The sequence below is a fragment of the Celeribacter sp. ULVN23_4 genome, assembly GCF_054788345.1.
In genome coordinates, this window is sequence record NZ_JBTVYO010000011.1 from 60,884 (window position 1) to 86,301 (window position 25,418).

General features: G+C 59.3%; 23 protein-coding genes and 1 pseudogene. 18 read left to right on the top strand and 6 right to left on the bottom strand.

Annotation, left to right across the window (positions count from 1 at the left end; translation table 11 throughout):
• The first annotated feature begins 8 nt into the window (after positions 1–8).
• Entirely contained in the window at positions 9–1,019 is a 1,011-nt protein-coding gene (locus ACYBHZ_RS18075) for a LysR family transcriptional regulator (RefSeq protein WP_460275703.1), read from the top strand.
• Here ACYBHZ_RS18075 and ACYBHZ_RS18080 read toward each other — a convergent pair.
• Positions 955–1,764, bottom strand: a complete 810-nt coding sequence (locus ACYBHZ_RS18080; RefSeq protein WP_460275704.1) for a helix-turn-helix transcriptional regulator — start codon at positions 1,762–1,764, stop codon at positions 955–957. The genes ACYBHZ_RS18075 and ACYBHZ_RS18080 overlap by 65 nt on opposite strands.
• Before the next feature lie 101 nt (positions 1,765–1,865).
• On the opposite strand from ACYBHZ_RS18080, the gene ACYBHZ_RS18085 reads away from it, so the two are divergent.
• On the top strand, positions 1,866–3,215 hold the full coding sequence (locus tag ACYBHZ_RS18085; protein ID WP_460275705.1) for an aminotransferase class III-fold pyridoxal phosphate-dependent enzyme: 1,350 nt from the start codon (positions 1,866–1,868) through the stop codon (positions 3,213–3,215).
• Positions 3,216–3,246: 31 nt separating this feature from the next.
• A complete protein-coding gene (argE, locus tag ACYBHZ_RS18090) occupies positions 3,247–4,389 on the top strand; it encodes an acetylornithine deacetylase (protein WP_460275706.1) in 1,143 nt (380 codons plus the stop codon).
• Between the two features lie 438 nt (positions 4,390–4,827).
• Here the strand turns inward: argE and ACYBHZ_RS18095 are convergent, their stop codons facing one another.
• Positions 4,828–5,454, bottom strand: coding sequence for a TetR/AcrR family transcriptional regulator (locus ACYBHZ_RS18095; RefSeq protein WP_460275707.1), 627 nt, complete (start codon positions 5,452–5,454; stop codon positions 4,828–4,830).
• A 385-nt stretch (positions 5,455–5,839) separates the two neighbouring features.
• On the opposite strand from ACYBHZ_RS18095, the gene ACYBHZ_RS18100 reads away from it, so the two are divergent.
• From ACYBHZ_RS18100 to ACYBHZ_RS18140, 9 genes and pseudogenes are all read left to right on the top strand, one after another.
• Positions 5,840–6,688 (top strand): ABC transporter ATP-binding protein, encoded by an 849-nt coding sequence (locus ACYBHZ_RS18100; RefSeq protein WP_460275737.1) that lies wholly within the window; start codon positions 5,840–5,842, stop codon positions 6,686–6,688.
• 33 nt (positions 6,689–6,721) lie between these two features.
• Complete coding sequence (locus tag ACYBHZ_RS18105; protein ID WP_460275708.1) at positions 6,722–8,008, top strand: ABC transporter substrate-binding protein; 1,287 nt, start codon at positions 6,722–6,724, stop codon at positions 8,006–8,008.
• On the top strand, positions 8,005–8,838 hold the full coding sequence (locus ACYBHZ_RS18110) for an ABC transporter permease (protein WP_460275709.1): 834 nt from the start codon (positions 8,005–8,007) through the stop codon (positions 8,836–8,838). The genes ACYBHZ_RS18105 and ACYBHZ_RS18110 overlap by 4 nt, the downstream gene beginning before the upstream one ends.
• 50 nt (positions 8,839–8,888) lie before the next feature.
• Positions 8,889–9,446, top strand: a complete 558-nt coding sequence (locus ACYBHZ_RS18115) for an OsmC family protein (RefSeq protein WP_460275710.1) — start codon at positions 8,889–8,891, stop codon at positions 9,444–9,446.
• Positions 9,447–9,530: 84 nt separating this feature from the next.
• Positions 9,531–10,640: an acyl-CoA dehydrogenase family protein gene (locus ACYBHZ_RS18120; RefSeq protein WP_460275711.1), complete on the top strand. Its 1,110-nt coding sequence runs from the start codon at positions 9,531–9,533 to the stop codon at positions 10,638–10,640.
• 114 nt (positions 10,641–10,754) lie between these two features.
• Complete coding sequence (locus ACYBHZ_RS18125; protein WP_460275712.1) at positions 10,755–11,612, top strand: sulfurtransferase; 858 nt, start codon at positions 10,755–10,757, stop codon at positions 11,610–11,612.
• 38 nt (positions 11,613–11,650) lie between these two features.
• Complete coding sequence (gene cynS, locus ACYBHZ_RS18130; protein ID WP_460275713.1) at positions 11,651–12,103, top strand: cyanase; 453 nt, start codon at positions 11,651–11,653, stop codon at positions 12,101–12,103.
• A 52-nt stretch (positions 12,104–12,155) separates the two neighbouring features.
• A complete protein-coding gene (locus ACYBHZ_RS18135; RefSeq protein ID WP_460275714.1) occupies positions 12,156–13,382 on the top strand; it encodes an NAD(P)/FAD-dependent oxidoreductase in 1,227 nt (408 codons plus the stop codon).
• Positions 13,383–13,457: 75 nt separating this feature from the next.
• Positions 13,458–13,529, top strand: a pseudogene (locus ACYBHZ_RS18140) (IS6 family transposase); the annotation flags it as partial.
• A gap of 266 nt (positions 13,530–13,795) precedes the next feature.
• On the opposite strand, the gene ACYBHZ_RS18145 reads toward ACYBHZ_RS18140, so the two are convergent.
• The 4 genes from ACYBHZ_RS18145 to ACYBHZ_RS18160 all read right to left on the bottom strand — a co-directional run bounded on the left by ACYBHZ_RS18145 (position 13,796) and on the right by ACYBHZ_RS18160 (position 18,491).
• Positions 13,796–14,728: a putative B6 ABC transporter permease subunit 1 gene (locus ACYBHZ_RS18145; protein WP_460275715.1), complete on the bottom strand. Its 933-nt coding sequence runs from the start codon at positions 14,726–14,728 to the stop codon at positions 13,796–13,798.
• 1 nt (position 14,729) lies between these two features.
• Entirely contained in the window at positions 14,730–15,812 is a 1,083-nt protein-coding gene (locus tag ACYBHZ_RS18150) for a putative B6 ABC transporter permease subunit 2 (protein ID WP_460275716.1), read from the bottom strand.
• The gene (locus tag ACYBHZ_RS18155; protein ID WP_460275717.1) at positions 15,809–17,392 is read right to left on the bottom strand and encodes a putative B6 ABC transporter ATP-binding protein; all 1,584 of its coding nucleotides are present in this window, start codon (positions 17,390–17,392) and stop codon (positions 15,809–15,811) included. Before ACYBHZ_RS18155 ends, ACYBHZ_RS18150 begins: the two co-directional genes overlap by 4 nt.
• A gap of 64 nt (positions 17,393–17,456) precedes the next feature.
• Entirely contained in the window at positions 17,457–18,491 is a 1,035-nt protein-coding gene (locus ACYBHZ_RS18160; RefSeq protein ID WP_460275718.1) for a putative B6 ABC transporter substrate-binding protein, read from the bottom strand.
• Positions 18,492–18,596: 105 nt separating this feature from the next.
• On the opposite strand from ACYBHZ_RS18160, the gene ACYBHZ_RS18165 reads away from it, so the two are divergent.
• The 6 genes from ACYBHZ_RS18165 (at position 18,597) to ACYBHZ_RS18190 (ending at position 25,418) form a co-directional block, all read left to right on the top strand.
• Positions 18,597–19,064 carry a hypothetical protein gene (locus tag ACYBHZ_RS18165; RefSeq protein ID WP_460275719.1) on the top strand — a complete coding sequence of 156 codons (468 nt, stop codon included), beginning with the start codon at positions 18,597–18,599 and terminating at the stop codon, positions 19,062–19,064.
• Between the two features lie 542 nt (positions 19,065–19,606).
• Complete coding sequence (locus ACYBHZ_RS18170; RefSeq protein WP_460275720.1) at positions 19,607–21,100, top strand: 4-hydroxyphenylacetate 3-hydroxylase N-terminal domain-containing protein; 1,494 nt, start codon at positions 19,607–19,609, stop codon at positions 21,098–21,100.
• 87 nt (positions 21,101–21,187) lie between these two features.
• Complete coding sequence (locus ACYBHZ_RS18175; RefSeq protein ID WP_460275721.1) at positions 21,188–21,589, top strand: nuclear transport factor 2 family protein; 402 nt, start codon at positions 21,188–21,190, stop codon at positions 21,587–21,589.
• A gap of 3 nt (positions 21,590–21,592) precedes the next feature.
• A complete protein-coding gene (locus ACYBHZ_RS18180; protein WP_460275722.1) occupies positions 21,593–23,032 on the top strand; it encodes an amidase in 1,440 nt (479 codons plus the stop codon).
• Entirely contained in the window at positions 23,029–24,321 is a 1,293-nt protein-coding gene (locus ACYBHZ_RS18185) for an amidase (protein ID WP_460275723.1), read from the top strand. The genes ACYBHZ_RS18180 and ACYBHZ_RS18185 overlap by 4 nt, the downstream gene beginning before the upstream one ends.
• Positions 24,318–25,418 (top strand): AbrB family transcriptional regulator, encoded by a 1,101-nt coding sequence (locus tag ACYBHZ_RS18190; protein ID WP_460275724.1) that lies wholly within the window; start codon positions 24,318–24,320, stop codon positions 25,416–25,418. Before ACYBHZ_RS18185 ends, ACYBHZ_RS18190 begins: the two co-directional genes overlap by 4 nt.

Consider the following 25,418-nt stretch of genomic DNA (forward strand, 5'->3'; position numbering starts at 1 on the left):
GGTTTTCCGTGGACAAAAGGCGCTCGATGATCCGGTATACGCTTCGGCAGTTGGAATATTTCGTGGCTGTTGGCGAGGCTGGCAGCATCACGATTGCTGCCGGACGGGTCAACGTGTCCTCGCCCTCCATCTCGGCGGCGATTTCGCAGCTGGAGAGCGAATTCGGCATGCCACTTTTCATCCGCCAACATGCGCAGGGGCTGTCGCTGACGCAGGCCGGGCGGGCGCTGATGGATCAGGCGCTGGCGGTGCTCAAGGAAGCCGATAAGCTCGTCGATCTGGCCGGGGACATCTCCGGTCAGGTGCGCGGGCCGATCTCTGTCGGCTGCATGCTGACTTTCGCACAGGTGGTCTTGCCTGCGCTGCGCAAGGAATTCGTCGCGACCTACCCGGATGTGCGGTTCACGCAGACCGAGCTTGACGCCAATGAAACGGTCAGCGCCCTGCGCCGGGCCGAGATCGATGTGGCGCTCACCTACGATCTTGTTGTGCCGCCGGATCTGCACTTTATCCCGCTGATAGAACTGCCGCCCTTCATTATCCTCGCCGCCAATCACCCGTTGGCAGACCGCAGCGAGATTTGCGTCGAAGAGCTGAAGGACCACCCGATGGTGCTGCTCGATCTGCCCCAAAGCGCCGATTATTTCCTGTCCTTTTTCCTCGAACGCGGCATCCGCCCCGAGATCGCCGAACGCTCGCGCGACATCGCCGTGGTGCGCAGCCTCGTGGCCAATGGCTTTGGCTATTCGGTCGCCAATCTGCGCCCTCTGAACGGCCTGTCCCCCGATGGCAAGCCCTTGAAATACCTGTCTTTGACCGGTGATCTGCGACCTCTCAAAATGGGACTGTTGATGCCGGAGCAGGCGCAGAGCAACCATCTGGTGCGCAGTTTCGTGGATTTCGCGAAGACCTGGGTGATCGAGGGGTTTGCGCCGGGCGGTGTGCCCCATACGGTCAGTGGCCCTCAGGCGAGCCCAACATCGGAAGCAAAAGAGAAAACAGCTCCGCCTGAGAGCTGATGCCGCAACGCTGGTACAGCTGTTTGCGGAACACTTTTACGGTGCCGGGGCTGAGATCGAGAGTGAGGGCGATGGAGCCCGTGGAATGACCTTTGAGGATCAAAACAGCTGTTTCGCTTTGCCTTGGAGTCAGCTCGATCCCGAGCTGGCGCTCTGTGTTGCGGCGGAGCGTCTCGGCGGTGGTTTGCGTTTTGATGGCTCCCGTCACGGCGGCAAAACCACGCCAATGCCGGGCCATCAGCGACAGCACAATGGGCGCGATGCGCCCCGCCTGCGCCAGATCCCGCACAGAAAAGCGTTTGCCCGAAGACGCATCGCGTCCCAGACAGACGGTGATCGTCGCGCCGCTTTCGCTGCGGCTCAGGTAGGTCATTTCATCGGTCAGCGTCGTGGCGGCGTAATAGGTCAGGAAATAGTCGCCACGAGTGAAATGGTCCGGCGCGATCTCCGCCAGATGATACAGCCCGTCCGGCGCGCGATCGACATGCAGTTGGTGAAACGGGTCGAGCAGATAGGCGCCTTTGAGATAGGTGCTGTCGAGCCGGGCATGGACCTCTGTCCTGCGTGCTTTGCGGTACAACAATTCCGGCGCGCCGACGGGGGGATAGGCGAGTACTGTGATGTTGTCATAGTTCAGTTCTGCTGCCAGCCATTTATCGAGCACGGCTTCGAAATCGTCTTGGCCGAGCGCCTTGATCACAGCGGCGAGACGCAGAGGCGCGGTTGTAGAGAGAGCTTCGGTCACGGATACCTCCTTGGGGGTATATACCCCCAAGGCGTACTTTATATATCTTTTTGTCGAATTACAGGGGGTATCCCCTGCGCTCTGACAAAAAGGGATATCCCATGACTTCGACCGCCGACGTGCTCGCCCAAGACAGCCACCTGATCCAATCCTTCGCCGATCTCGACGCGCTCAAAACCCAAGGTGCGCGCACCGTGATCAGCCGCGCCGAAGGTGCTTATGTCTATGACAACGATGGACAAAAAATGATCGACGGCATCGCGGGGCTGTGGTGTGTCAACATCGGGCACGGGCGTCAGGAGATGATCGACGCCATCGCCAACCAGATCAAGGAACTCGATTATTACTCGACGTTTTACAATTTCACCCACCCGACGGCGGCGGCCCTGTCGGAAAAGCTGGTCTCTCTTGCCCCCGGTGATCTGAATGCGGTCTATTTCGGCAATTCCGGCTCGGTCGCCAATGACAGCGCCATTCGGATGCTGCATCATTACAACATCCGCAAGGGCCGCCCGAACAAGCTCAAGGTGCTGTCGCGTCACGGCGCCTATCATGGCTCCACCCACCTCTCGATGGCAATGACCACGCCCGCCTATTCGGAGGGGTGGAGTGCGGCCTCCGATCTCGTTCACCACCTGCGCTGTCCGCATCACTGGCGCGAGGGTGACGGCATGACTGAGGCCGAATTCCTCGATGCGCTGGCCGAGGATCTGACAGGTAGCATCGAGCGGATCGGGGCGGAGAACATCTGTGCCTTTGTCGCGGAACCCATTCAGGGCGCGGGCGGCGTGATCACCGCGCCGCAAGGCTATCACAAACGGATGCAGGACATCTGCCGCGCCAATGACATTAAATATGTCGCCGATGAGGTGGTGACGGCCTTCGGGCGGCTCGGACATTTCTTTGCCTCTGAGGCCGTGTTCGACACTCAGCCCGATATCATCAACACAGCGAAAGGCCTCACGTCCGGTTATCAGCCGATGTCGGCGACGCTGATCTCAGACGAGATTTACGATGTGATTTCCGGGCCGGGGGGTATGTTCTTGCATGGCATGACCTATTCCGGCCACCCGGCCGCCGCCGCAGCCGCGCTGACCAATATCGCGATCATGGAACGCGAAGGCATTCCCGAGCGCGTGCGGACCACCGGGGCCTATTTCGAGGCGAAACTGCGCGGGTTGGCCGATCTGGAACTGGTCGGCGAGGTGCGCGGCAGCCATTTCATGATGGGCATCGAATTCGTCAAAGATCGCGCCACGAAAGAAAGCTACGCGCCCGAGGCCGCTGTCGGTCTCAAGGTCGCCCGCGCCTGTCAAAAACGCGGCCTCATCGCCCGGCCTCTGGGCAATGTCCTGATCCTGTCGCCGACGCTCATCATGGATGAGGCGATGATTGACGAGATCGAGGGCATTCTGCGCGAGGCTATTCTCGACACCACCGCTGGTCTATGATCGGCCCTTCACCCCAAATCCAATAGGCCCCATGGACACGCTCACGCTTCTCGACCGCCTCATCTCTTTCGACACCACTAGCGCCAAATCGAACCTGCCGCTGATTGATTTCGTCGAGGACTATCTCAAAACCCGCGGTGCGCGCGTCACGCGTGTGCCGGATGCGAGCGGTCAAAAGGCGGGGCTTTATGCCGTGATGGGGCCGGAAGGGGGCGGGGTTCTTTTGTCGGCGCACACCGATGTGGTGCCGGTTGAAGGTCAGGTCTGGACCCGTGATCCCTTTCGCCTGACCCGTGAGGGGGATCGCGTCTATGGCCGTGGCACGACGGATATGAAGGGCTATCTCGCCGCCATGCTGGCGCTGGCGGACCGGGCCTCAAAGCGCACATTGCGCGAGCCGCTGAAATTCGCGATTTCCTATGACGAGGAGATCGGCTGTGTTGGCATTCAGGCGATGATTACCGATCTGATCCCGACGCTTGGCACCTCGCGCGCCTGTTTCGTGGGGGAGCCGACCTCGATGGAGGTCGCCATCGGGCATAAGGGCAAGGTGGCGTTTGACGCCATCTGTCAGGGCGAAAGCGGGCATTCCGCGCTGGCTCCTCTGTTCACCAACGCGCTCCATATCGGGGCGGAGTTCATCATGGAGATTCGCGAGCTTCAGGCTCATTATGCCAATCACGGTACGCGGGATGCGGCTTACGGGGTGCCCTATTCGACGCTGCATGTCGGCACGTTTCATGGCGGCTCCGCGCTCAATATCGTGCCGGATCGGGCCGAGCTGCGGCTTGAGTTTCGCCATCTTGCGGCGGACCCCGCCGAGGAGATCACCGCGCGGCTCAGGACGGCGGCGGCCAAGATCGAGGCGCGCTATCAGGAGCGCTGTCCAAGTGCCGCTCTGACCCTCATGCAAATCAACGCCTATCCCGGCCTCGACGTGCCGGAGGAGGCGGAGATCGTGACCTTGGCGAAAACGCTGGCGCAGAGCAACGGCGTCACCAAGGTGGCTTTTGGCACGGAAGCCGGGTTCTTTGAGGGGGTGGGCATTCCGACTGTGGTCTGCGGGCCTGGCTCGATGGAGGGGCAGGGGCACAAACCCGATGAGTTCGTCGCGCTTTCTGAGCTGGCCGCCTGTGACGCGATGATGGATCGTATTCTCGACAGTCTGTGCTGAGAAAATGTCAGAGCGCAAAACAATAAAGCGTTTCGACTTTAACTTGATCTCTCACATAAAGTCGAAACGCTCGCTCCGCTTGGACGTTGCACCGCGTTTCTGCTCAAACCCTGATTCAGGTTTAAGTAGAAACGCTTTAGGCGCGGTCCGAGGGCCGTACCTTTTTCACATCGGATGAGTTCAGGCCTCGATCGCCGCGTTCATTCGTCCCGCTTCCTCTTCGTCGATGCTCAGACGCTTGGCGAGATAGGCGCGGAAAATCTCCCGTGCGGCGGGGGGGGGGGGACGCGTAGATCGGCCGGAATTCGGCGCGGATCGCGAACAGCGGACGTGATCTAAAATGTCTTTCCGCCAGCCTATGAAGGGGGCTTTGTGCTGAACAAGGAGAAGTCTTGCCGTCCACCCTGAGATGGGCTCACATCGGTCTGGTGTTTCGTGTCAGGTGTCGATCTGCGCCAGATATACCGTTGCGATCTCGCGGGCGGTCCTCGCAAAGCTTGGATCGCGCGCATGTTGTGCGGCGACAATCGCCCCATCGAAGAGAACGGCAATCGCGCGGGCCGTCTCGTTCACATCTTTCGCCTTCATTTCCATGGCTTGTGCTTTGAGCCATGTTAGCAAGTGCTGCTTGTGAAGATCTGCCGCGCGGCGGACCGCTTCGTTGCCCGTGTCAAACTCTGCGACAGCGTTGATGAATGGACAGCCGTAGAAGCCGGGGTCGGAGAACCATTCTTCGAGCACATCAAAGACCGCAAGTATACGTGTGCGGGCGGGGCCTTTCACTTCAGACAGGCGGCCAAAAAACCAGCTGCGCCAAGTTTCTCCCTCGGCTTCCAGCACTGCGGCAATCAATTCCTCCTTGGAGGAAAAATGGTGGTAGAGCGTCGCTTTTGCGGTGCCTGCACGGTTCAGAATTCTGTCGATGCCTGTGGCCGAAAAGCCGTGATTGCAAAACAGATGCGATGCGGCGGTCATGATCTTTTCGCGGGCGTTTTCAGGATTCTTGGCGGCAAAGCTCCAATCGGAGGTTTGCAGGGAGCAGAACTCTTTAAGGGCGTCTTCCATTCGATAATCTCCTGCGGACCAAATCAAAACTGTGCTGCGGCGATAGGGGGGAATCGTTCTGTCGCAAAATCTTTAAAAACTCACTCTCATATATATTACAAAAAAACAAGACAGCTTTGTCTATATTTTTGCGTGAGATTCTGAGGTGCGACATTCTTGTTTGTTAGGTGGGTTGTCGCTGCCGTAAGGCCGAATTTCTGCCCGATTGCGCCCGGATGCGGGCAGTCTACCTCTATTTTTGCTGAATATTTAAACAGAACAATAAGAGTCACCATTTTTGTCATTCGAGCGTTGACGGAACGATCTGTATGTCGCTCGATAAGACAGAACGGTTTGTATGGTTCACAAAATTCAACCCGGAGAGAAAGAGATGGCCGTGAGTGAAATGAAAGATCAGTTCCCGTCCGGGATGCCTGAAAATCCTGTCACACGGCGGGCCCTCATTGGTGCGCATGTCGCGGTGAAAGGTCTGAGTCATTCCTATCGGAAGGCCGATGGACATGTGCTTGAGGACATGGATTTCGAAATCCATCAGGGTGAGGTTATCGCGCTTCTCGGCCGTTCCGGCTGTGGCAAATCCACGCTGCTCCACATGCTCGCTGGATTGACGCACCCGTCAGAGGGCGAGGTCGTGATCAACGGCAATGTGGTCGAGCATCCCTCGCCGAAATGGGTGATGATGTTCCAAGCCCCGTCTCTCTATCCGTGGATGACCGTGGCGCAGAACGCGGGGCTGGGTCTGAAATTCGGGCGTCGCAGCCATGAGATCGCCAAGCGTGTGCCGGAAGTGCTGGAACTCGTCGATCTCGGGCCTTTTGCCGACCGGAACGCGCAGGAATTGTCTGGCGGCCAACAACAGCGCGTCGCATTGGCGCGCTCTCTCGCGCCGCGCCCGGAAATGCTTTTGCTCGATGAACCGTTCTCGGCACTCGACGCTTTCACCCGCCGCTCTCTACAGCAAGACGTCCGCAAGATTGCGAAGGATCTCGGCCTGACGCTTGTCATCGTCTCCCATGATGTGGGCGAGGCGGTGCGTATGGCGGATCGGGTTCTGGTTCTCAAAGCCAATCCGGGGCGGATTGCCGAGGACACTCAGATCGCACTCTCCGAAGAAGAACGCGGCGGCGGCACCGATGCTTTCGCAAAGGAACATGCTCGACTGATGAGCATCTACGCGGAAGTCGCTGAGATGGGCGATGCGCCGACCGAGAACGATTTCACCCGCCTTTCCTAAACAAGACCAACCGAACATCAACAGGGACCCGACATGACTGACGACCACAAGAAAACTTGCGGCCACGGCCATCACGACCACGACCTCCATGGCGCTTGCTGTGGTGGCAACACCGACTTCGATCCGGGCCGTCGATCGGCGCTCGATCTCCTCGCAAAGGGTGGTCTCGCGGCCCTTATGGGCGGGATGCCCGCAATGCTGCCGCGTATGGCGGCTGCGCAGGACGACGACGTTTTGCGCATCGGCTACCTGCCGATCACCGACGCCACGCCGCTTCTTTTGGCCCACGCCAAGGGGTATTTCGAAGAAGAGGGTATCAAGGCAGAGCAACCGACGCTGATCCGTGGCTGGTCGCCGCTGATCGAAGGCTTTGCCGCCGGCAAGTTCAACCTTGTGCACTTCCTGAAGCCGATCCCGGTCTGGATGCGCTACAACAACAATTTCCCGGTCAAAATCATGTCCTGGGCGCATACCAACGGCTCCGCTCTGGTGGTCGGTCGCCACACGGATATCGAGGATTTCGCCGGTCTTGGCGGCAAGCAGGTGGCCGTGCCCTTCTGGTACTCGATGCACAACATCGTGCTGCAATACGCGTTGCGGGCCAACGGGATCAAAGCCGTGATCAAGCCGCAGGGCGAGCCGATCGCAGCCGATGAATGCAACCTTCAGGTCCTGCCGCCGCCCGAAATGCCGCCCGCACTCGCCGCGAAGAAAATCGACGCCTATATCGTCGCCGAGCCGTTCAACGCGCTGGGGGAACTGAAAGCAGGCGCGCGGATGCTGCGCTTTACCGGCGATATCTGGAAAAACCACCCGTGCTGCGTTGTCTGTATGCATGAAGAGGCCACGACGGCGAAACCGGAATGGACCCAAGGCGTCATGAACGCCGTGGTGCGTGCCTCGATCTATGCCTCTCAAAACAAAGAGGAAGTGGCCGAACTTCTGTCGAAAGACGGGGCAGGGTATCTGCCCGCACCGGCTCCGGTCGTGAAGCGCGCCATGACGCTCTATGAGAACAACCCCGATTACATCTCCTCCGGTGCGATCAAGCATCAGGCCGAATTCCACAATGGTCGGATCGACTTCCAGCCCTGGCCCTATCCGTCTGCAACCAAGCTTATCGTGGAAGCGATGAACGAAACGGTTGTCTCCGGTGAGACCACCTTCCTTGAAGGGCTCGATCCGCAGTTCGTTGCCGACGATCTCGTGAACTACGACTACGTGAAAAATGCGCTCGAAAAATATCCGGAGTGGAAGAACGATCCTTCGGTCGCCACCGGCGGTGATCCTTACACTCGTGAGGAGATCTTCGAGCTATGAGCGACGTGACCCAGCTTCCCGGGCAACTTGCCAAGACAGGTTTCTCCCTGCCGAAGCTGGGCCGCTTCCGCGGCCTTGCAAACGGGGTGCTCGGCATCGGCATGCTGCTGGTGGCGTGGTGGTTCGGCGGATGGATCGTGCAGAACAGCGACGATCTGTTTGCTTTCGCCGATTTCGCTCCGGCACCGACGCTGTCGCGGTTGTGGCAGATGATCGGGGACGGCGAGATCCTCGCCATGTCCGGGCCGTCTCTCATGCGTGTCGGTCTGGGCCTGTTCTATGCCACGGCCATCGGTGTGCCGGTTGGGATCATGATCGGGCGGATGAAGCGCCTCAACGAGGTCGCCAACGTGCCGTTCCAATTCTTGCGGATGATCTCTCCGCTGTCTTGGATGCCGATTGCGGTCATGGCCTTTGCCACATGGGACGGGGCGATCATTTTCTTGATCGGCATGGCCGCTGTCTGGCCGATCCTGTTTTCGACCGCAGGCGGGGTGCGCCGCATCGACCCGAGCTGGCTCAAGGTGGCCCGCAATCTGGGCGCCAACCCGCTGCACATGCTGTTCTCTGTGATCCTTCCCGCCATCGCGGTGGACATTCTCTCGGGCATTCGCCTCGCGCTGGGTGTCGCCTGGGTGGTGTTGGTGCCCGCCGAATATCTCGGCGTCACCTCCGGGCTTGGCTACGCGATCAACGATGCGCGGGACACGCTCGAATACGACCGGCTGGCCGCCACTGTGGTGGTGATCGGGGTGATCGGTTTCGCCCTAGATGCCATCGCAGGCCAGCTCATCAAGAAATTCAACTGGGTGCGCTCTGACGGGCACTGAGCCCCGCGCGCCCATCCTTTTAACCCACCAGACGAAACGGAGGAATTCCCATGTCTGAACCCGTAACCGCTCTTACCGGCTGTCTCGCTCCTGACGCCGACGGGCTGGACCCGATCTCGAAAGAGGGGCTGGAGGCGCTGATCGCATCCGGCAAGGCCAACCCTAAGGCTGTGAAGACGCTGAAATGTAAAACCGTCGCAGAAGGGCGTTTCCGTCACGCCAACTACATCCGCGACCTTGAACCCTACATTGTGGACGAGCCGCCGGGGCTTCTGGGCGATGACACTGCGCCGAACCCCTCCGAGGCTTCTCTCGCCGCTCTGGGCTCTTGCGTCGCCGTTGGCCTGCACGCCAACGCCATCGCGCGGGGTATCAAGATCCAAAAGCTTGAACTTGAGCTTGAAGGCGATCTGAACATCACCGCCGTATGGGGTACGGGCGATGTGTCCGAGAAGCCCGTTGGTTTCACCGATGTGCGCATCAAGGTCGATATGGAAGCCGATTGCCCGCAAGAGGAAATCGAGGCCCTGATCACCCACGTGACCCAGTGGTCGCCGGTGTTCAACACCTTCTCGCGCCCGGTGAACATGGTCGCCGAACGCGTCTGATAGATACGATATCCGGGGGGCCGTCCGAGAGACGCGCATAGGGCGGCCCCCGTTTCCCCAAATTCAAACCTCTGGAGTGATGAGATGAACGTCGCCACCTCCCTCACGGCTTACGATTTCGACGAGATCGACCGTATTTCCCGCGAAGATCTGGCCTCGATCGTGAACAAGATCGACGATGAACGGATCTACGCCGAAGATATCATGCGCGCATACGGCAAGGCCGGCGCTTACAGCACCCATGTGGGTGGGGTCGACGGTGATGTCGATCTGACCTCTGCGGTTCTTTCGATGGCGCGGACCTCGGAAGAATGCCTTTCCACGGGCTTCTGTGTCTGGTGTCAGGACACTCTGGCCTGGTACATCGCATCTTCTGACAATGATTTCCTGAAAACCGAAATTCTGCCGAAAGTGACCAAGGGCGAAGCGCTTGGCGGCACCGGCATGTCCAACCCGATGAAGGCGATGGGCGAGATCGAAAAGATGCGCCTCAAAGGCACGAAGGTCGAGGGCGGCTACATCGTCAAGGGCCTGCTGCCCTGGGTCTCCAACCTCGTCGAAGACGGTTATTTCGGCTCCATGTTCCATGTGGATGTTGAGGGCGAAGACACCCCGAAGCGCGTCATGGCGATCTTCCACGCGGGCTGGGAGGGCATCAAGCTCAAGCTTGACCATGAATTCGTCGCCATGGGCGGCACCGCCACCTGCAACGTGCAATGCCGTGATGTGTTCGTGCCGGATGAGTATATCCTTGGCGACCCGGCGATGGATTTCGTCAAACGCATCCGCCCCGGTTTCACCATCCTGCAATGCGGTATGGCGGCGGGGATCATCAAGAATTGCATCGAGCTGATCGAACAGGTCGAAGCGCCGCTCGGCCATGTGAACCAGTATCTCGACAAGCAGGCCTCTGATCTGCGGGCCGAGTATGACGCGCTTGTCGCCGAAGTGCTTGAGCTGTGCAAAACGCCTTATGATCTGTCCGATGCCTTCTATCTCCGTGTGCTGAAGGCCCGTCTGCGGGGGGGCGAACTCGCCATGGAAACCGCGCATTGGGCGCAGCTTCACATGGGCGCGCGTGGCTATGTCAGTCATGGCGCGGCACAGCGCCGTCTGCGCGAGGCCTATTTCGTCGGCATCGTGACCCCTGCGACCAAGCATCTCAAGATGCTGATCGCGCAGATGGAAGGCTGATCCTTTCGACGCAAGTTTCCCCAAGGGGGAGGGACCATCTCTCCCCCCAATAACGACAAAGACCAAAACCAAGACGACAAGACTTCAACGGAACCAACAACAGGGAGCCGCCGCATGGATACTGCGCTCATTTCACCGTCTGACCTGAAAACGCTTGCCGAGGCCGATCTCGCGGTCGTCATCGACACGCGCGATCCTGATAGCTTTGCCGCCGGGCATATTCCCGGGGCTGTGAACATGCATGACATTTTCACATTCCTCGCCACGTCTGACGCTTCCGGCATGGCGGCGCTTAAGGAAAAATTCGCTGCTGAATTCGGGGCTGCGGGCCTCGATGGCGAGAAGACCGCCGTCATTTACGAAGCTGCGATGGATGGCGGTTTCGGCCAGTCCTGCCGCGGCTTCTATCTTCTGTCCTTCCTTGGCTATCCGAAGGTCAAAGTGCTCCACGGCGGCTATTCCGCTTGGGTCGGCGAAGGCTTCCCGATCTCGGCTGCCGCTGTCATGCCGACGCCCGCCGGTTTTGAAATCGACGAGGCTGCCGCCAGCCTCATGATGAACGCGGAGGACATGAAAGCCGCGATCGAAAATCCGGAGGCAGTGATCCTTGATGTGCGCGACATCGACGAATGGATCGGCACCTCGTCCTCGCCCTACGGCGTCGACTTCTGCCCGCGCAAGGGGCGTATCCCCGGCGCTGTCTGGATCGAATGGTATCGTATGATGAAACCCTCGGCCCACGGCAAGATGATGAAATCCCGCGAAGAAGTCCTCGCTGAATGCGCCACCGTCGGCATCACGCCCGACACGCCGGTCAAGCTCTACTGTTTCAAAGGGGCCCGCGCTTCGAACACCTTCCTCGCCCTCAAGGAAGCCGGGATCAAGGATGTCGCGATCTATTTTGGCTCGTGGAACGAATGGTCCCGAGACATGTCCCTTCCTATCGAAGAAGGTCTGCCGTTCGGCGCCTGATCCCCACTTTAAACATCTGACATGACGGAGAAAAACAGATGACTACCCGTGCAGAACTCACCGAGAAAATTGTCGCCCACAAGGTGTTCAACGATATCAAATGGGCCGATGTGGCCAAGTCGGTCGGCCAGTCGAAAGAATGGACCACCGCCGCTCTGATGGGGCAAATCTCCCTCACCAAAGAGCAGATCGCCAAGGTCGACAACGCTATGGGGATCAATTTCTCGGATGAGGAAGTCGCCCTTTTGATGACCGTGCCTTATCGCGGCTCGCTTCCGACCGCCGTGCCGACCGATCCGCTGATCTATCGTCTCTACGAGGTGGTGAACGTCTATGGCACCACGATGAAAGCGCTGATCGAAGAGGAATTCGGCGACGGCATCATGTCCGCCATCGACTTCACCATGGACATTTCCCGCACGGCGGACCCGAAAGGCGATCGCGTGAAGATCATCCTCGACGGCAAATTCCTGCCCTACAAAATGTACTAACTTTTGCGGGCGCGGGGTTTCCTCGCGCCCTCTTTCTATCCGAGGAAAAACAATGACGCATATCGCCGTGATCGGAGCGGGGCAGGCCGGCTCCGCCCTTGCCGCCAAACTTCGCGCTTTGGGCTTTGAGGGGCGGTTGAGCCTTATAGGCGCCGAGCCTGTGCCGCCCTATCAGCGCCCGCCCTTGTCGAAGAAATACATGTCCGGCGAGATGGAATTGGACCGTCTCTTCCTGCGCCCTGAGAGTTTCTACGAGGAGCAGGGAATTGAGCTGCTGACCGATACCCGCGTGTCTGGGATCGACCCTGAGACCATGGTGATCTCTCTCTCAAACGGGACCGACCTTTCGGTCGATCAGATCGCGCTCACCACCGGGGCCGAGCCGATTTGTCTGCCGCCTGCCATGGGCGGTGGTGCGGCGGGGATTTACACCATGCGCTCGCTCGCGGATGCTGATGCCATGGCGCATGAATTTACCGCCGGTCGCCGCGTGCTGATTGTTGGCGGCGGCTATATCGGGCTTGAGGCGGCTGCGGTCGCGGCGCTCAAGGGGCTTGAGGTCACGCTCGTTGAAATGGCACCCCGCATTCTGGCGCGTGTCGCCTCGAAAGAGACCGCCGACTGGATCAAAAACATGCACAAATCGCATGGTGTGGACATTCGTGAGGGCTGCGGCCTTAATAATTTGTCCAAATCGAACGACGGGCCATTTGCCGCAGAGCTGACCGACGGCACCAGCGTGGAGGTCGATTTCGTGATCTGCGGCATCGGCGTGCGCCCGGGAACGGCGCTGGCCGAGATGGCTGGCGTTGAGACTGAGAACGGGATCAAGGTCGATGAATTTGGTCGAACCTCACATCCGAAGATCTTTGCGGCAGGTGATTGTGCGTCTTTCCCGTGGAAGGGGCAGCGCATCCGGCTGGAGAGCGTGCCCAACGCAATTGAGCAGGCGGAAGCGACGGCGGCCACGATGCTGGGGCAGGGTGCGCCTTATGCCGCAAAGCCGTGGTTCTGGTCGGATCAGTATGACGTTAAGCTACAGATTGCGGGACTGAATGTGGGCTATGATCGTGTCGTTGTGCGAGTTGGGGACAAGCCCGGTACGCAGAGCCATTGGTACTATTGCGGGGATCGCCTTTTGGCGGTTGATGCGATGAACGATCCGCGCGCCTATATGATGGGAAAACGTTTGATCGAGGCCGGACAATCCCCCTGTCCAAAGGCTGTTGCCGATCTGTCGCAGCCTTTGAAAACGCAGTGTCAGAAAATCTTGGCGTGAGCGCAGGAGTGCGGTTTCGCAGCCTCGTGCCATTGTCATGCGCGGGCCATTCGCTACTTCAAGACGAGCCCTTAGATCATCCGCCTCGCGGTCATGTGGTACATCTGCTTTCCGCTGTCGCTTGGGAATGCTGTAAATCTTCTTCATGGCGAGGTTCTGGAAAGCTTTGTCATGAAGACATGAGATAAGCGATCTGTGCTGAAATTCTTAAGGAAAACAACGCGGAGGTCGGACAGGCTGTGGCCGTTGTGATGGACATGTGGCGACGTGGTTCAAAGCGGTAATGCGCTACGGAAAGCATCATCCAATCCTCAGTGACGTAAAGCACGTAAAAAGGACCGCAGATGATCTCTACAGTCCTTTTTGTGTTTCTCTTTGTTCTGTCTCCCACAGGACGGGATGAAACCGGAAGCTTACCGTTCGCCCCGGACATAGGCTGCACCCAGTGCAGCGGGGAGCTTGGCGTTGCGGCCCGCGATGAGCAGCACGGCCATGACGGCGAGGAAGGGCAACATCTGGACAACATCTGTGGGGATGTCGACGCCCGCGACCTGAAGAGCGGTGGCGGCAGAGAGGCAGGCGCCGAACAGAGCTGCGCCAAGCAGCACCCAGAGCGGGCGGCCGCGCGCCAACATCGCCAGAACGATGCCGATGAACCCGTTGCCGTGGGTCATGAACGGGACGAAGACGCCCGCGCCGACGATGGACATGAATGCGCCGCCCAGTCCGACAAGCGCACCACAGCCCAGAACGGCAAAGCTGCGAATGATTAAGACGTTTTGCCCGGCAGAGTCGAGCGCCGCGGGTTTGTCTCCGGCGGCTTGCAGAGCCAAGCCAAGGTGCGTCCGGCGATACACGTAGACCAGAAACGGAACGAGCGCGATGGCGAGGTAGACGACAGGTTCCCGGTCGAATAGGGCAGGGCCGACAATCGGGATGTCCGCGAGCACCGGGATGCGCCAGGTGGCGACATCGGGGAGGCGCGGGTAGAGGCGGCTGAACTGCACATGATGCAGCAGAGCTGTCGCGCCTTCGGCCCCCAAGGTGAGAGCGATCCCGATGACGATCTGGTTCAGACCCATGCGGACACAGAACAGCGCCATCAAAGCTGCGACCAGAATGCCGCCTGCAACCCCGCCGACAAAGCCGAGGCCGACGCTTTCTGTCGCCCAGGCAATGTAAAAACCAAGGTAAGCACCGCCGAGCATCATGCCTTCGATGCCGACGTTCAGAACGCCTGCTTTTTCCGAGAGTTGTTCGCCGAGCCCCGCCAGAAGAAGAGGTACGCCGGAGGCGGCCATGCCCGCAATCAGGGCAATGAGGAATGTATCGGTGAAAAGGGTCATCTTACGCCCCAGCTTTCTGGCGCTTGGCGCCGTAGTATTCGGAAATAGCCAGCATCACGAGCAGGATGCCAATGGTGACGAGGGTGAAGTAGTTTGGGACACCTGTGCGACGTGCCGCGCTTTCGGCCCCGATTGACATGATGGAAAACAGGCCCACAAAGCCGATGGCCGCAAAGCCGTTGAACCGGGCGAGGAACACAAGCGGGACCACAGCCAGCGAGTAGCCGGGGTTCCAGTCGGCGCGCACGTTGCCGTATTGTCCAAGGATCGCAACGCCGCCGGAAAGCCCGGCGAGAGCGCCGGAAATGGCAAACACCGCCACGGTTAGAAGCGGTACGGCGAGGCCAGCGTGCACTGCCGCGCTGGCATTGCCGCCGACAACGCGAAGACGCAGGCCGAAAGCGGTCTTGGTCATCATGAAATGCACGGCGAGAATGGCGATGAGGCCAATGATGAGCCCGCTGGAAATCGTGGTGCCGAACAGGTTCGGTAGGCGATCCTCGACGGCAAGTGTACGCGTCTGCGGGACGGTGGTGTTCGGATCGAGGAAGACCAGTTTGACCAGAACCGAGGCGAGCGAAATGCCAAGAAAGTTCATCATCAAGGTGGTGATGATCTCATTCAGCCCCTGATAGGCGCGCAAAAAGGCCGGGACCAGTGTCCAAAGCGCGCCGAAAATGGCCGAAATCGCCGCGCCCGCGAGAAGCCCGATCCAGATCGGGACGTGGGGTGCCATCAATGGCGTGAATGCTGCGCAGAAAACGGCACCGACGAGGAACTGTGCGTCGCCTCCGAGGTTCCAAATCCCGGCGCGGAAGGCCACGATCAACGAGGCCGCGATCAGCAAGAGCGGTCCCATCCGGGTCAGTGTCGCCTGCACCCCGGTCGGGGAGAGGAGGCCGCGCCCGAAGACATATCCGTAGTAGGAGAACGGATTTACGTCGAGGAGCAGAAGAATGATGCCGGAGAGCATGAAGGCAGCGGCCACAGGGCCGAGGCTCATCAACAACGTGTTTGAGATCGCGCGGAGTTTTCTTCGGAAATCCCCGGTTTGGGCGGTGTCTGTCATCGTGTCCGCGCTCATTTTTCCACTCCGCTCATAAGCTCGCCAATTTTGTGGCGGGCGTCTTCTGTGTTTTCGACGATGCCTGCGATCCGGCCCTGATCCATCACCGCGATGCGGTGGCTGAGGGCGAGAATTTCGTCGAGTTCGGTTGAAATCAGGATGACCGCTGCACCGCTTTGCGCGGTTTCTCTGATCCGCATTTGGGTTGCGGAGATATTCGCGAGATCAAGCCCGTATGTCGGTTTCTCAAAGATCACGACACGCGCGCTGCCGGACAGTTCGCGGGCCAGAAGAACCTTCTGGATGTTGCCGCCGGACAATTTGCCGACCGGGGTGTCGATAGACGGTGTGCGAATGTCGAAATCTTTCACCTTTTGTCTGGCGTTCTCCCGGATGGCCTCCGGTTGTTCAAGCCCGCCGCGCCAATATGGCATTTGGCCGATTTCTTTGAGCAGCAGGTTGATCGACATCGGGAAGCTGCCGACGGTGCCTTCGCCGAGCCTGTCGTCGGTCACGTAACGCAGCCCTTTTGCGCGGCGTTGGCCAATGGAAAGGCGATCAATATAGGCGCCATCCATCATGATCCGGCCATCGCTGATCGGAGCCTGACCCGCGAGCGCTGCGGCTAGCTGTTTTTGTCCGTTGCCATCGATCCCGGCGATCCCGAGAATCTCCCCTGGCCAGACTTTGAATTCGAGGTTGGCTAGTGGTACGCGCGCGGCGTCCGCGTAAAGCGCCAACACTTCAAGAGACGGTTTTGCACTGCGATCGACCGTCGACATGTCCGGTCTTTGATCGGCGCGCGCAGCGGTGTCCCGCGTGCCGAACATCAGGCGCACGACCTGATTGGTCGCTTCCTGAGCGTCAAGGCTCTTAAGCTCTTCCGGGCTGAGCCCACCGACTTTCTTGCCGAGGCGCAGAACCGAGATGCGATCACCATACGCGACCGCTTCGTTGAGTTTATGGGTGATGAAAACGACGGCCATCCCTTCGGCAGCCAGACGCCGCATCAACTCACCGAGACGCGCGGCATCGTTGGGGGTGAGCATGGCGGTGGCTTCATCGAGGATCAGGAAACGCGCGCCGCGCATGAGGGCGCGGGTGATTTCTGCCTGTTGGCGTTCCCCAAGCGACAGATCGCCGGTCACAGCCATCGGGTCGAGTGTGACACCGATCCGTTGCGCGGCGTCCTGCATGGCCTTCGCCGTGCCGGTCCGGTCCGGGCGTTGCCACCATTTCCGACCGAGCGTCGCGTTTTCGACCAAGGTCAGGCTGGGGACCAGCATCGAATGCTGAAACACCGTGCTGATACCAATATCGAGAGCCCCAGCAGGAGAAGAGATTGGCTTTTCCTCCCCGTCGATCAGAATGCGTCCGTCGTCGGGTTGTTGAAGGCCGGACAACATGGAGACCAGGGTGGATTTCCCGGCACCGTTCTCTCCGAGCAGAACATGCACTTCACCGGCGCGGAACTCCATGTCGATGCTATCGTTTGCGATAATACCGGGATAGCGCTTGGTCACACCTTCAAAGGTGACGATTGGGGGCGCCTCTGTGCTCGGTATCGTCGAGGGCGAGGAAGGGTGTGCGTCTAACATGGTCGTCTCCGGGGGAAATAGGCGGAACGGGCCCGAAGGCCCGTCCGAATTTTATGAGGTGAGATCACTCACCGGTCACAAGCGCGTGGACCGATTCAGCATCGAATTTCGGTTCGATGGTCAGGTCGCCGGACACGATTTGATCTTTGACAGCCATCACTTCGCCCCAAACATCGTCTGGGATCTGCGGGCTCTTGAGCAGAGCAACAGAGCCGTCAGCAAGATTGATGCCGTAGTTCCGGGTGCCGAACTTGTCGGCGCGGATGTCTTCGATCATGGCCTCATAGACCGGGGTCAGGTTCCAGAGCACAGAGGACAGAAGGTAGCCTTTGTCGATCGGGGTCTTGTCGCCGATCACGTCGATGAACATGACTTTTCCGCCATCTGCCGCCGGGGTCGTTTCAACCGCTTGCAGCATACCGAAGGACGACCCGTTGCCTTGGCCGAAAATGATGTCGGCGCCAGCGGCGATCAGGGATTCGGTCACGCGTTTGCCGCCTGCCGCGTCAGAATAGGCAGCCGGTCCGATCACCGCATAGCGGATGACGAGGTCCGGGTTGGTGGCTTTGACGCCTTCCGCGAAGGCTGCGGATTGGGAGTTCCATGACGGCGGCTCACCGGAGGTGACGATCCCGACCGTACCGGAGCGGGTCATCTTTGCGGCCAGAACGCCAGCGAGATATGCGCCTTCATGGCCGGAAGCGGTGTAATCGACCACGGCGCCTTCGGTCAGAGCGCTTGGGCTGTCAACGATGGCCACTTTCACGCCGGTTTCCGCACCGATTTCCGGAGCTGCGGTGTTATAGCCGCTGGCGTGTGCAATGATCAGGCCGGGTTTTTCTTCGGCCAGCTCACGCAGAGTCGGGCGCACGTCGCCATAGCCGAGGTTTTCCGCGACGATCACGTCAATATCAAGCGCGTCACCTGCGGCTTTCGCGCCGTCGATGCCCTGTTGGTTCCAGCCGAAATCCGTTCCGGTTTCCGGCGTCAGAATCGCCATGCTGGTGATCTCTTCGGCCATGGCGGAGGTGCCAAGGCCTGCGACGAGTGCAAGGGCTGAGATCAGCCGCACCGCGCTTTTGGTGGTCCTGTTTGTCATGATTTACTCCATCTGTTGACAAATCTTTTTTTTAGTTTTCCGTTTCCGGCTCCATCGTTGCGCAGCCGCGCATCGAATTGCTTTCCCCCACAAGAGGCTTCTCCCGTGACTGATCTCATCCGCATTCTCGCCCCCGCTCTTTTCGTCGCCATCGGAACGGCTTCCGCCGTTGCACAGGGCCACGGGCCGACGCCGGAGCGGGGAACGGAAGGGCTGGAACCTATCGCATTCAACATTGAAAACACGGGGGAATTGCCGCTCAGCTGCAATGTGAAGCTGGCGCATTGGTATTCTTTGGAATTGGGACAAGCGGCCCATGGTGTGAGCCTGTCCGCGACGCTTTGGTCGAACCCGGAAAGCGGTGCCGTTTTCTTGCTGAACCCCATCGGAGACCAGATGCCGGTTGAGCGTCTCTGGTGCGGCGTGGCAGGGCGGAGTTGGGACACTCGATTCGAAATGCCGCTCAAACGGCGCGCCGGTGAAGCAGAGAATGACATGATCATGTCTTGCGCCGCAGCACCGGCTGGCGCGGTTCTGGAAGAGGCGACAGAGACGGTCTGCGCACCGCGTTGAGCCGCTGCGCGAAGAGGCCTGGCCATCTGCCGGGCCTCGTTCGCATGCTTGATGCTCTGCTGTGGCGCGAGGGTGGTCATGTCGCCGGGGGCCTTTCCTTATGGGTCTACAGTTTGAGAGTGTGCGTGGGCGTTTCTTGGCCTTGTTCAGGTTCGTGCAGCCATGTGCGAACCAATCAACCAATTTAAATGAACCATATCGCCCGACTTTTGGTCGTCAATAAGTCTCAACCGTTTTAATGGTTGAAAATGCACAGTTGGGAAATGGTTGAGGGGGATCGCATAAATTTCCACCAAATTACGCCAATGCAGCGACTAATTGTGAAAAAAATGGGCAATTTTGGAAGAATCCCCCAATGTGTTTGGTGAGTTTCTTTGCGCTCCAGCAAAAACTTTTCGGTTTTTATGCTCAACCATTATTTTTTGGTTGCACTTTTTGGGTTGTCCTCGCAACGTGACCCTATCGCAGGCTTCGGTCGGCAAACGGCAAGCTCGCCTCAGGGCACAGCCGCCCCTCACCAACAGGGACGTTCAGGAGACGTTATGACAGTGCAACAAACATCCACCGACGCGGCAAAGCCCGCGCATCGCCTTAAGACGGGCGCAGAATTCAAGGCCTCGCTCGATGATGGCCGTCAAATTTGGATCGGCGGGAAGAAACTCGACAAAGTCACGGATGAGCCCGCGCTGGCCGCTGGTGTCGATCTGATCGCGGAAATGTTTGACGATCAGTTCAAGCCGGAATTTGAAGAGGCAACCACCTATCTGGATCCGAAAACCGGAGAGGTCGTAAGCCGGGCTTGGCAACTTCCGACCACGGTCGAAGAACTCGCTGATCGTCGCAAGATGATTGAATACACCAGCCTCAAAACCGCTGGCACGTTCGGTCGTCCGCCGGATCTTTCGCCCGCGATTGTTGCCGGTCTGATGGCTTATCAGGATGTTTTCAAAGAGAAAAAATCCATGATCGACGGCTGTGAGCCGGATTTCGCGGAAAACATCGAAGCCTATATGGACTTCGGTCGCAACACCAACCTGACCGCGTCCGAAAGCTTGGCTGGTCCGCAGACCGACCGCTCCAACCCGAAAGCCGCCGAAATGGCGTTCCTGCGCGTCAAGAAGGCGACGAAGGACGGCATCTACGTCTCCGGCGCGAAAACCGTGGGATCGATCGCGGCGCAGGCCAATGACATCTTCTTCACCAACCTCGGCGGTTTGACCACGACTCCGCCGGAGGCCTGTGTCTGGGGTGCTGTCCCGATCAACGCCGACGGCATCCGCATGATCTCCCGCGAGATGGTGTCGCAGCCGGGGGCCGATAAATTCGACCACCCCGTGTCCTCAATGGGTGAAGAGGCCGACCAGTTCATCGTGTTCGACAATGTCTTTGTCCCGAAAGAACGTATCTTCAACCTCGGCGATCCGGACGGGATGTCCTGGTATGGCCGTGCGACCGTTTTCGCGCACTGGCATGTGCTGACCCGTATGGCCGTCAAGGCGGAGCTTTTCGTTGGCGCCGGTCAACTGGTTCTGGATGTACTTGGCACGGGCAAAATCCCGGCTGTTCAACAAATGTTGGGCGAGTTGATCCAATACGCTCAAACTCTGCGGGCTTTTGTGGTCGCTGCTGAAGCCCAGCCGCAACAGCTGAGCTCGGGCGTCGTGACCCCGGATGTGTCGATGCTGACCGCTGGTCGTCTCTACTCCATCGAACATTATCCGCGCATCATTCACACGTTGCAGGAAATGTGTGGTCAAGGGCTTGTGATGCGCTTCGGCAAAGCGGCCTTCGAGAACCCGGATATCGGTCACTATCTGAACGATCTTCTGCCGGGCCACGGTGTGAGCGCGATGCAGAAAGAACTTCTGATGAACTTCATCTGGGATATGACCAGCGGTTCTCTGGCCGGTCGTGTCGCTCTGTTCGAGAACGTGAACTCTTCGCCGGCTCCGCGCCTGCGTGCACGTCTCTTCGACGAAGTGAAGCGCGAAGCCTTCGTGGATCAGGTCAAGACCATCTCCGGCATGGATTGGTGACCCCTTCCAATCCATGACGAATGGGCGCGCCCCTCCCTGAATTGGGCGCGCCACATTTTCTTTCATCGAAACCCATCGAGACACCCAATGACCGAATACCCTGTGCTTGAGGCATTCTATGCTGCCTACAATGCCCATGATGCCGCGGCCGCTGCTGCGCTCTACGCTGAAGATGGCCGACATGACGAGATCGCCATGGGCAAAAGTCGCAGTGGGACTGCTGCCTTGCGGGACGGTCTCGAAGGGTTCTTTCGAATGCTGCCGGATGTCGCTTGGTCACCGAAAGAGGTGATCCGTTCGGGCGAATGGCTTGCAGTAAGTTATCGGATGACAGGCACGTTCACGCCGCGCGCCAAAGAAGACCAACCGGCACCGCGTCCAAAATCGGTGGCGATTGATGGTCTGCACCTCTTGAAGGTCGCGGACGGGAAAATCGAGACGACACAAGACTATTGGGACAAGGACGTGTTTCTTGCCCAGATCGGATAAGACATGCTCAGTGAATATGACAGGCTGGACGCGACCGGCGTCGCCGCCCTTGTCAGGACCGGAGAGGTTTCTGCGAAAGAAGTGTTCGAGACGGCGATGGACCGTATCGAAAAGCTGGAACCTCACCTGAATACTATCGTCCACCCGCATTTTGATCTCGCTGAAGCCGATATCGACGCGGGGTTGCCGGACGGGCCATTCAAGGGGGTTCCCTTTCTGGTCAAGAACACCGGCATTGCGGTGCGTGGCATGGAAATGTCCACGGGATGTCGTCTGTTCAAAGGACATGTCGATCAAGCCGACTGTACGCTGGTTGCCCGCTACCGGGCAGCCGGGATCGTGGTTCTCGGCAAATCGAATACGCCGGAATTCGCGCTGAGTTTCGCAACTGAACCGCGTGAATTTGGCGTGACGCGCAACCCGTGGAATTTGGAATATGGTCCGGGCGGGTCTTCGGGGGGCTCTGCTGCGGCGGTGTCGGCGGGGCTGGTGCCCTTTGCCAACAGTTCCGACGGGGCCGGATCAACGCGTCTTCCCGCAGCGCATACAGGGCTTTTCGGCTTTAAACCGAGTCGGATGCGCAACCCTTTGGGGCCTGTTGCCGTCGAAGGCATCGCAGGGATGTCGACGCCCCATGCGTTGACCAAATCGGTGCGAGACAGCGCTGCGCTGCTGGATGTGTCGGGCGGTGCCGATATCGGTGATCCCTATGCCCAGCCGGTGAAAACCGAAAGCTATGCTGCCTCTGTCAATCGTGATCCGCAAACGCTGCGGATCGGTCTGACTTTGGACTCCCCGCTGGGCACGCCTGTTGATCCCCAATTGCGGGCGCGCTGCGAGGAAGCGGCCAAGTTGATGGAAAGTCTCGGGCATCATGTCGAGATCGTCGCGGATGCTGGATATGATGCGCAGGCTTTGAAAACCGCATGGCAAGTCATTCCCGGTGTGAATGTCGCCGCAGCCGTTTTGGCGCGGGGCCGTGCGCTTGGGATCGAAGATCCCATTGCAGAGCTGGAGCCCGCAAATGAGGAATGGATCCGCAAGGCTCTGACCCTGACGGGGATGGATTATCTCGCGTCGGTCAATCAGCTCCATGCAACGGCGCGCGGTCTTGGACAGTTCTTCGAGCGTTTCGATCTTTTGATGTCGCCGACAAGCGCGGAACTGCCGCCTAAAATTGGCGAGATGTCGAGTGAAACGCCGGGTTTGGATGCCTTCTATGACCGGTTCTGGGCGCATAGCCCGTTCACATGCGCCTTTAATGCGTCGGGTTTCCCGGCGATGAGCATTCCGTTTGGACTGTCGGAAGAGGGCTTGCCGATCGGCGTGCATTTCGGTGCAGCGCTCGGTGGTGAAAACCTGTTGTTCTCTGTGGCCGGTCAACTTGAACGGGCCGCGCCTTGGGCTGATCTGCGCCCGAACCTGTCGGAGTTGCTGGCATGAACGATCTTTTGAAATGCGACGCAACGCGCCTGATTGCTCAGGTTCAGTCTGGCAAAGTCCGTCATCGCGACGTGGCGGAAGCCTATCTGGAGAGAATTTCCGAGAAAGACCAAGAGGTCGACGCCTATATTCATTGTGACCCGGACTTGGTGCGGACCTCTGCGGATGCGCTCGACGGGCAAGAGGCGGGGCCGTTGGCCGGTCTGCCGGTCGGAGTGAAGGACGTGATTGATACGGCGGATATGCCGACGGGTTACGGCTCAGAGGCCTATGCAGGGCGCCGCCCGTTCTGGGATGCGCCTTGCGTGACGCAAACCAAGGCGGCGGGCGGATTGATCGTCGGCAAAACGGTTTCGACCGAATTCGCGATGGCAAGCCCGGGCAAAACCCGAAATCCTTGGAATTTGGAGCATACGCCGGGCGGCTCTTCGTCCGGGTCCTGCGCGGCAGTGGCGGCGGGTATGGCGCTTATGGCCTTCGGCACCCAGACGGCTGGCTCGATCATTCGCCCGGCGTCCTATTGCGGCGTGGTCGGATATAAACCGTCCTTCGGATTGCTCGAACCTGCCGAGGTCAAGGTGTTGGCGCATTCGCTCGACACGCTTGGACTTGTGACCCGCACTGTGCGCGATGCCGCTTTGGTGGCGTCCGTGCTTGCTGGGCGCCCCAGACTTGCCCTGTCTGACGAGCTGCCTGCCGCGCCACGTGTTGGCCTGTTTCGGACGCCGCCTTTCGATGTTGCAGACGCCGCGACCGTTGCTGCGCTCGATCTCGCCGTGGCGCGGATCGAAGCGGCAGGGGGCACGGTTGTCGAGATTGAGGTGCCTGCGAATTTCGTTTCGACGCATGAGCTGCATGCGGCAGTGATGGGCTGGGAAGTGACGCGCGCATTGTCCTATGAGCGCACGGTCCTGTGGGATCAGTTGACGCAAACGACCCGAGAGTTCCTGACCGAAAAGGCGCTGGTGGATGCGCCTGCCTATGACAAGGCGCGTGCCGCCCTGCCTGCGGTCCACGCTGCGCTGGCTGAGGCGATGGCCGATGTCGATGTTCTGCTTGCGCCCTCTGCGCTGGGAACGGCACCGAAAGGTTTAAGCTCCACGGGCGCACCGGCATTCAATACGCCTTGGACGCTTTTGCAGATGCCTGCGCTCAGCGTGCCGGCATATTTTGAAAATGGCCTTCCGGTTGGCGTGCAAGTCATCGGGCGGCGCGGCGAGGATGCGCGCACGCTTGCAGCGGCGCAGTTCGTGGAAGCCGCTCTGAATGTGGTTAAGGAGCCGGTATGAGGGGCTTCAACCCATTAGACCGCATCGCGTCAGCCGATGTGCGACGGGGCGTGCAATGGATCGCTCTTCTCGCTTGTGCGATTGCGCTCGCGGCGATGCTCGGGCTGATCCACTTCCCGGCGGCTCCGCTTTTAGGGGCCATGATCGCAGGGATTGCTTTCGGGGCAGGTGGTAGCTCGCTGCGCGTTCCGCGTCCTGCCTATCTTCTGGCGCAAGGCGCGGCGGGGGTCTTTATCGCAACCTCCATGTCTCCCGCGATCTTCGTGGACGCGGTGCAGGAATGGCCTTTGCTTCTGGCGCTCACTTTGGCGACCCTGACTGTCGCATTCTCCATCGGCTGGATCATGAACCGCATGACCGGTATTTCCGAGGATGTCGCAGTCTATGGCAGCCTGCCGGGCATGTCTGGGGCAATGGTGATCATCGCGAATGAACGTGGCGCAGATGCTCGGATCGTGGCGTTGATGCAATATGTGCGCTTGGCGTCTGTTATCATCTCCGTGGCTCTGTTTGCATCTTTCCTGCCGGACAGTCAGGTTGGGCAATTGCCGGAGCGAGAGATTTCTCCGCTCTCTCCGATCCTCACGTCGGCGCTTGCGGCGCTTGCACTTGTCGCGGCGCGGATCAAGGCGCTTCCGGCGGCTGGCATGCTTATTCCCATGATCCTCTGTGCGGTCATTGAGGCGACGGGATGGATGCATCTTCAGATGCCAAATGTGCTGATCCTCGCGACATTTGGGGTCATCGGTCTTGAGGTCGGGCTCAAATTCACCCGCGACGTGTTGGGGCATGTTCTGCGCCTCATCCCCGCGGTGGTCATTTCCTCACTGGTGCTGATCATCATCAGCGCTGGGCTGGGGCTGGCCCTCATGGCCGTGACAGACCTTGATATGAAAACTGCACTTCTCGCTGCGGCTCCGGGCAGTATCGAAACCGTGGCTCTTGTGGCCATCGCGACCAAAGCGAATGTGGCGGCAGTGCTCGCGTTTCAGACCGTTCGCATGTTCACCGTGGTGCTCTTGGGGCCTTTTATCGTGGACCAACTGATGCGCCTGCCAATCTGGCACAACAATGCTCCAACAAGGAATGAGACATGA

Bases quoted from the DNA above. Each gene is read 5' to 3' on its own strand.
- ACYBHZ_RS18085 (WP_460275705.1), top strand. From the start codon at position 1,866: ATGACTTCGACCGCCGACGTGCTCGCCCAAGACAGCCACCTGATCCAA.
- argE (WP_460275706.1), top strand. From the start codon at position 3,247: ATGGACACGCTCACGCTTCTCGACCGCCTCATCTCTTTCGACACCACT.
- ACYBHZ_RS18095 (WP_460275707.1), bottom strand. From the start codon at position 5,454: ATGGAAGACGCCCTTAAAGAGTTCTGCTCCCTGCAAACCTCCGATTGG.
- ACYBHZ_RS18100 (WP_460275737.1), top strand. From the start codon at position 5,840: ATGAAAGATCAGTTCCCGTCCGGGATGCCTGAAAATCCTGTCACACGG.
- ACYBHZ_RS18105 (WP_460275708.1), top strand. From the start codon at position 6,722: ATGACTGACGACCACAAGAAAACTTGCGGCCACGGCCATCACGACCAC.
- ACYBHZ_RS18110 (WP_460275709.1), top strand. From the start codon at position 8,005: ATGAGCGACGTGACCCAGCTTCCCGGGCAACTTGCCAAGACAGGTTTC.
- ACYBHZ_RS18115 (WP_460275710.1), top strand. From the start codon at position 8,889: ATGTCTGAACCCGTAACCGCTCTTACCGGCTGTCTCGCTCCTGACGCC.
- ACYBHZ_RS18120 (WP_460275711.1), top strand. From the start codon at position 9,531: ATGAACGTCGCCACCTCCCTCACGGCTTACGATTTCGACGAGATCGAC.
- ACYBHZ_RS18125 (WP_460275712.1), top strand. From the start codon at position 10,755: ATGGATACTGCGCTCATTTCACCGTCTGACCTGAAAACGCTTGCCGAG.
- cynS (WP_460275713.1), top strand. From the start codon at position 11,651: ATGACTACCCGTGCAGAACTCACCGAGAAAATTGTCGCCCACAAGGTG.
- ACYBHZ_RS18135 (WP_460275714.1), top strand. From the start codon at position 12,156: ATGACGCATATCGCCGTGATCGGAGCGGGGCAGGCCGGCTCCGCCCTT.
- ACYBHZ_RS18145 (WP_460275715.1), bottom strand. From the start codon at position 14,728: ATGACCCTTTTCACCGATACATTCCTCATTGCCCTGATTGCGGGCATG.
- ACYBHZ_RS18150 (WP_460275716.1), bottom strand. From the start codon at position 15,812: ATGAGCGCGGACACGATGACAGACACCGCCCAAACCGGGGATTTCCGA.
- ACYBHZ_RS18155 (WP_460275717.1), bottom strand. From the start codon at position 17,392: ATGTTAGACGCACACCCTTCCTCGCCCTCGACGATACCGAGCACAGAG.
- ACYBHZ_RS18160 (WP_460275718.1), bottom strand. From the start codon at position 18,491: ATGACAAACAGGACCACCAAAAGCGCGGTGCGGCTGATCTCAGCCCTT.
- ACYBHZ_RS18170 (WP_460275720.1), top strand. From the start codon at position 19,607: ATGACAGTGCAACAAACATCCACCGACGCGGCAAAGCCCGCGCATCGC.
- ACYBHZ_RS18175 (WP_460275721.1), top strand. From the start codon at position 21,188: ATGACCGAATACCCTGTGCTTGAGGCATTCTATGCTGCCTACAATGCC.
- ACYBHZ_RS18180 (WP_460275722.1), top strand. From the start codon at position 21,593: ATGCTCAGTGAATATGACAGGCTGGACGCGACCGGCGTCGCCGCCCTT.
- ACYBHZ_RS18185 (WP_460275723.1), top strand. From the start codon at position 23,029: ATGAACGATCTTTTGAAATGCGACGCAACGCGCCTGATTGCTCAGGTT.
- ACYBHZ_RS18190 (WP_460275724.1), top strand. From the start codon at position 24,318: ATGAGGGGCTTCAACCCATTAGACCGCATCGCGTCAGCCGATGTGCGA.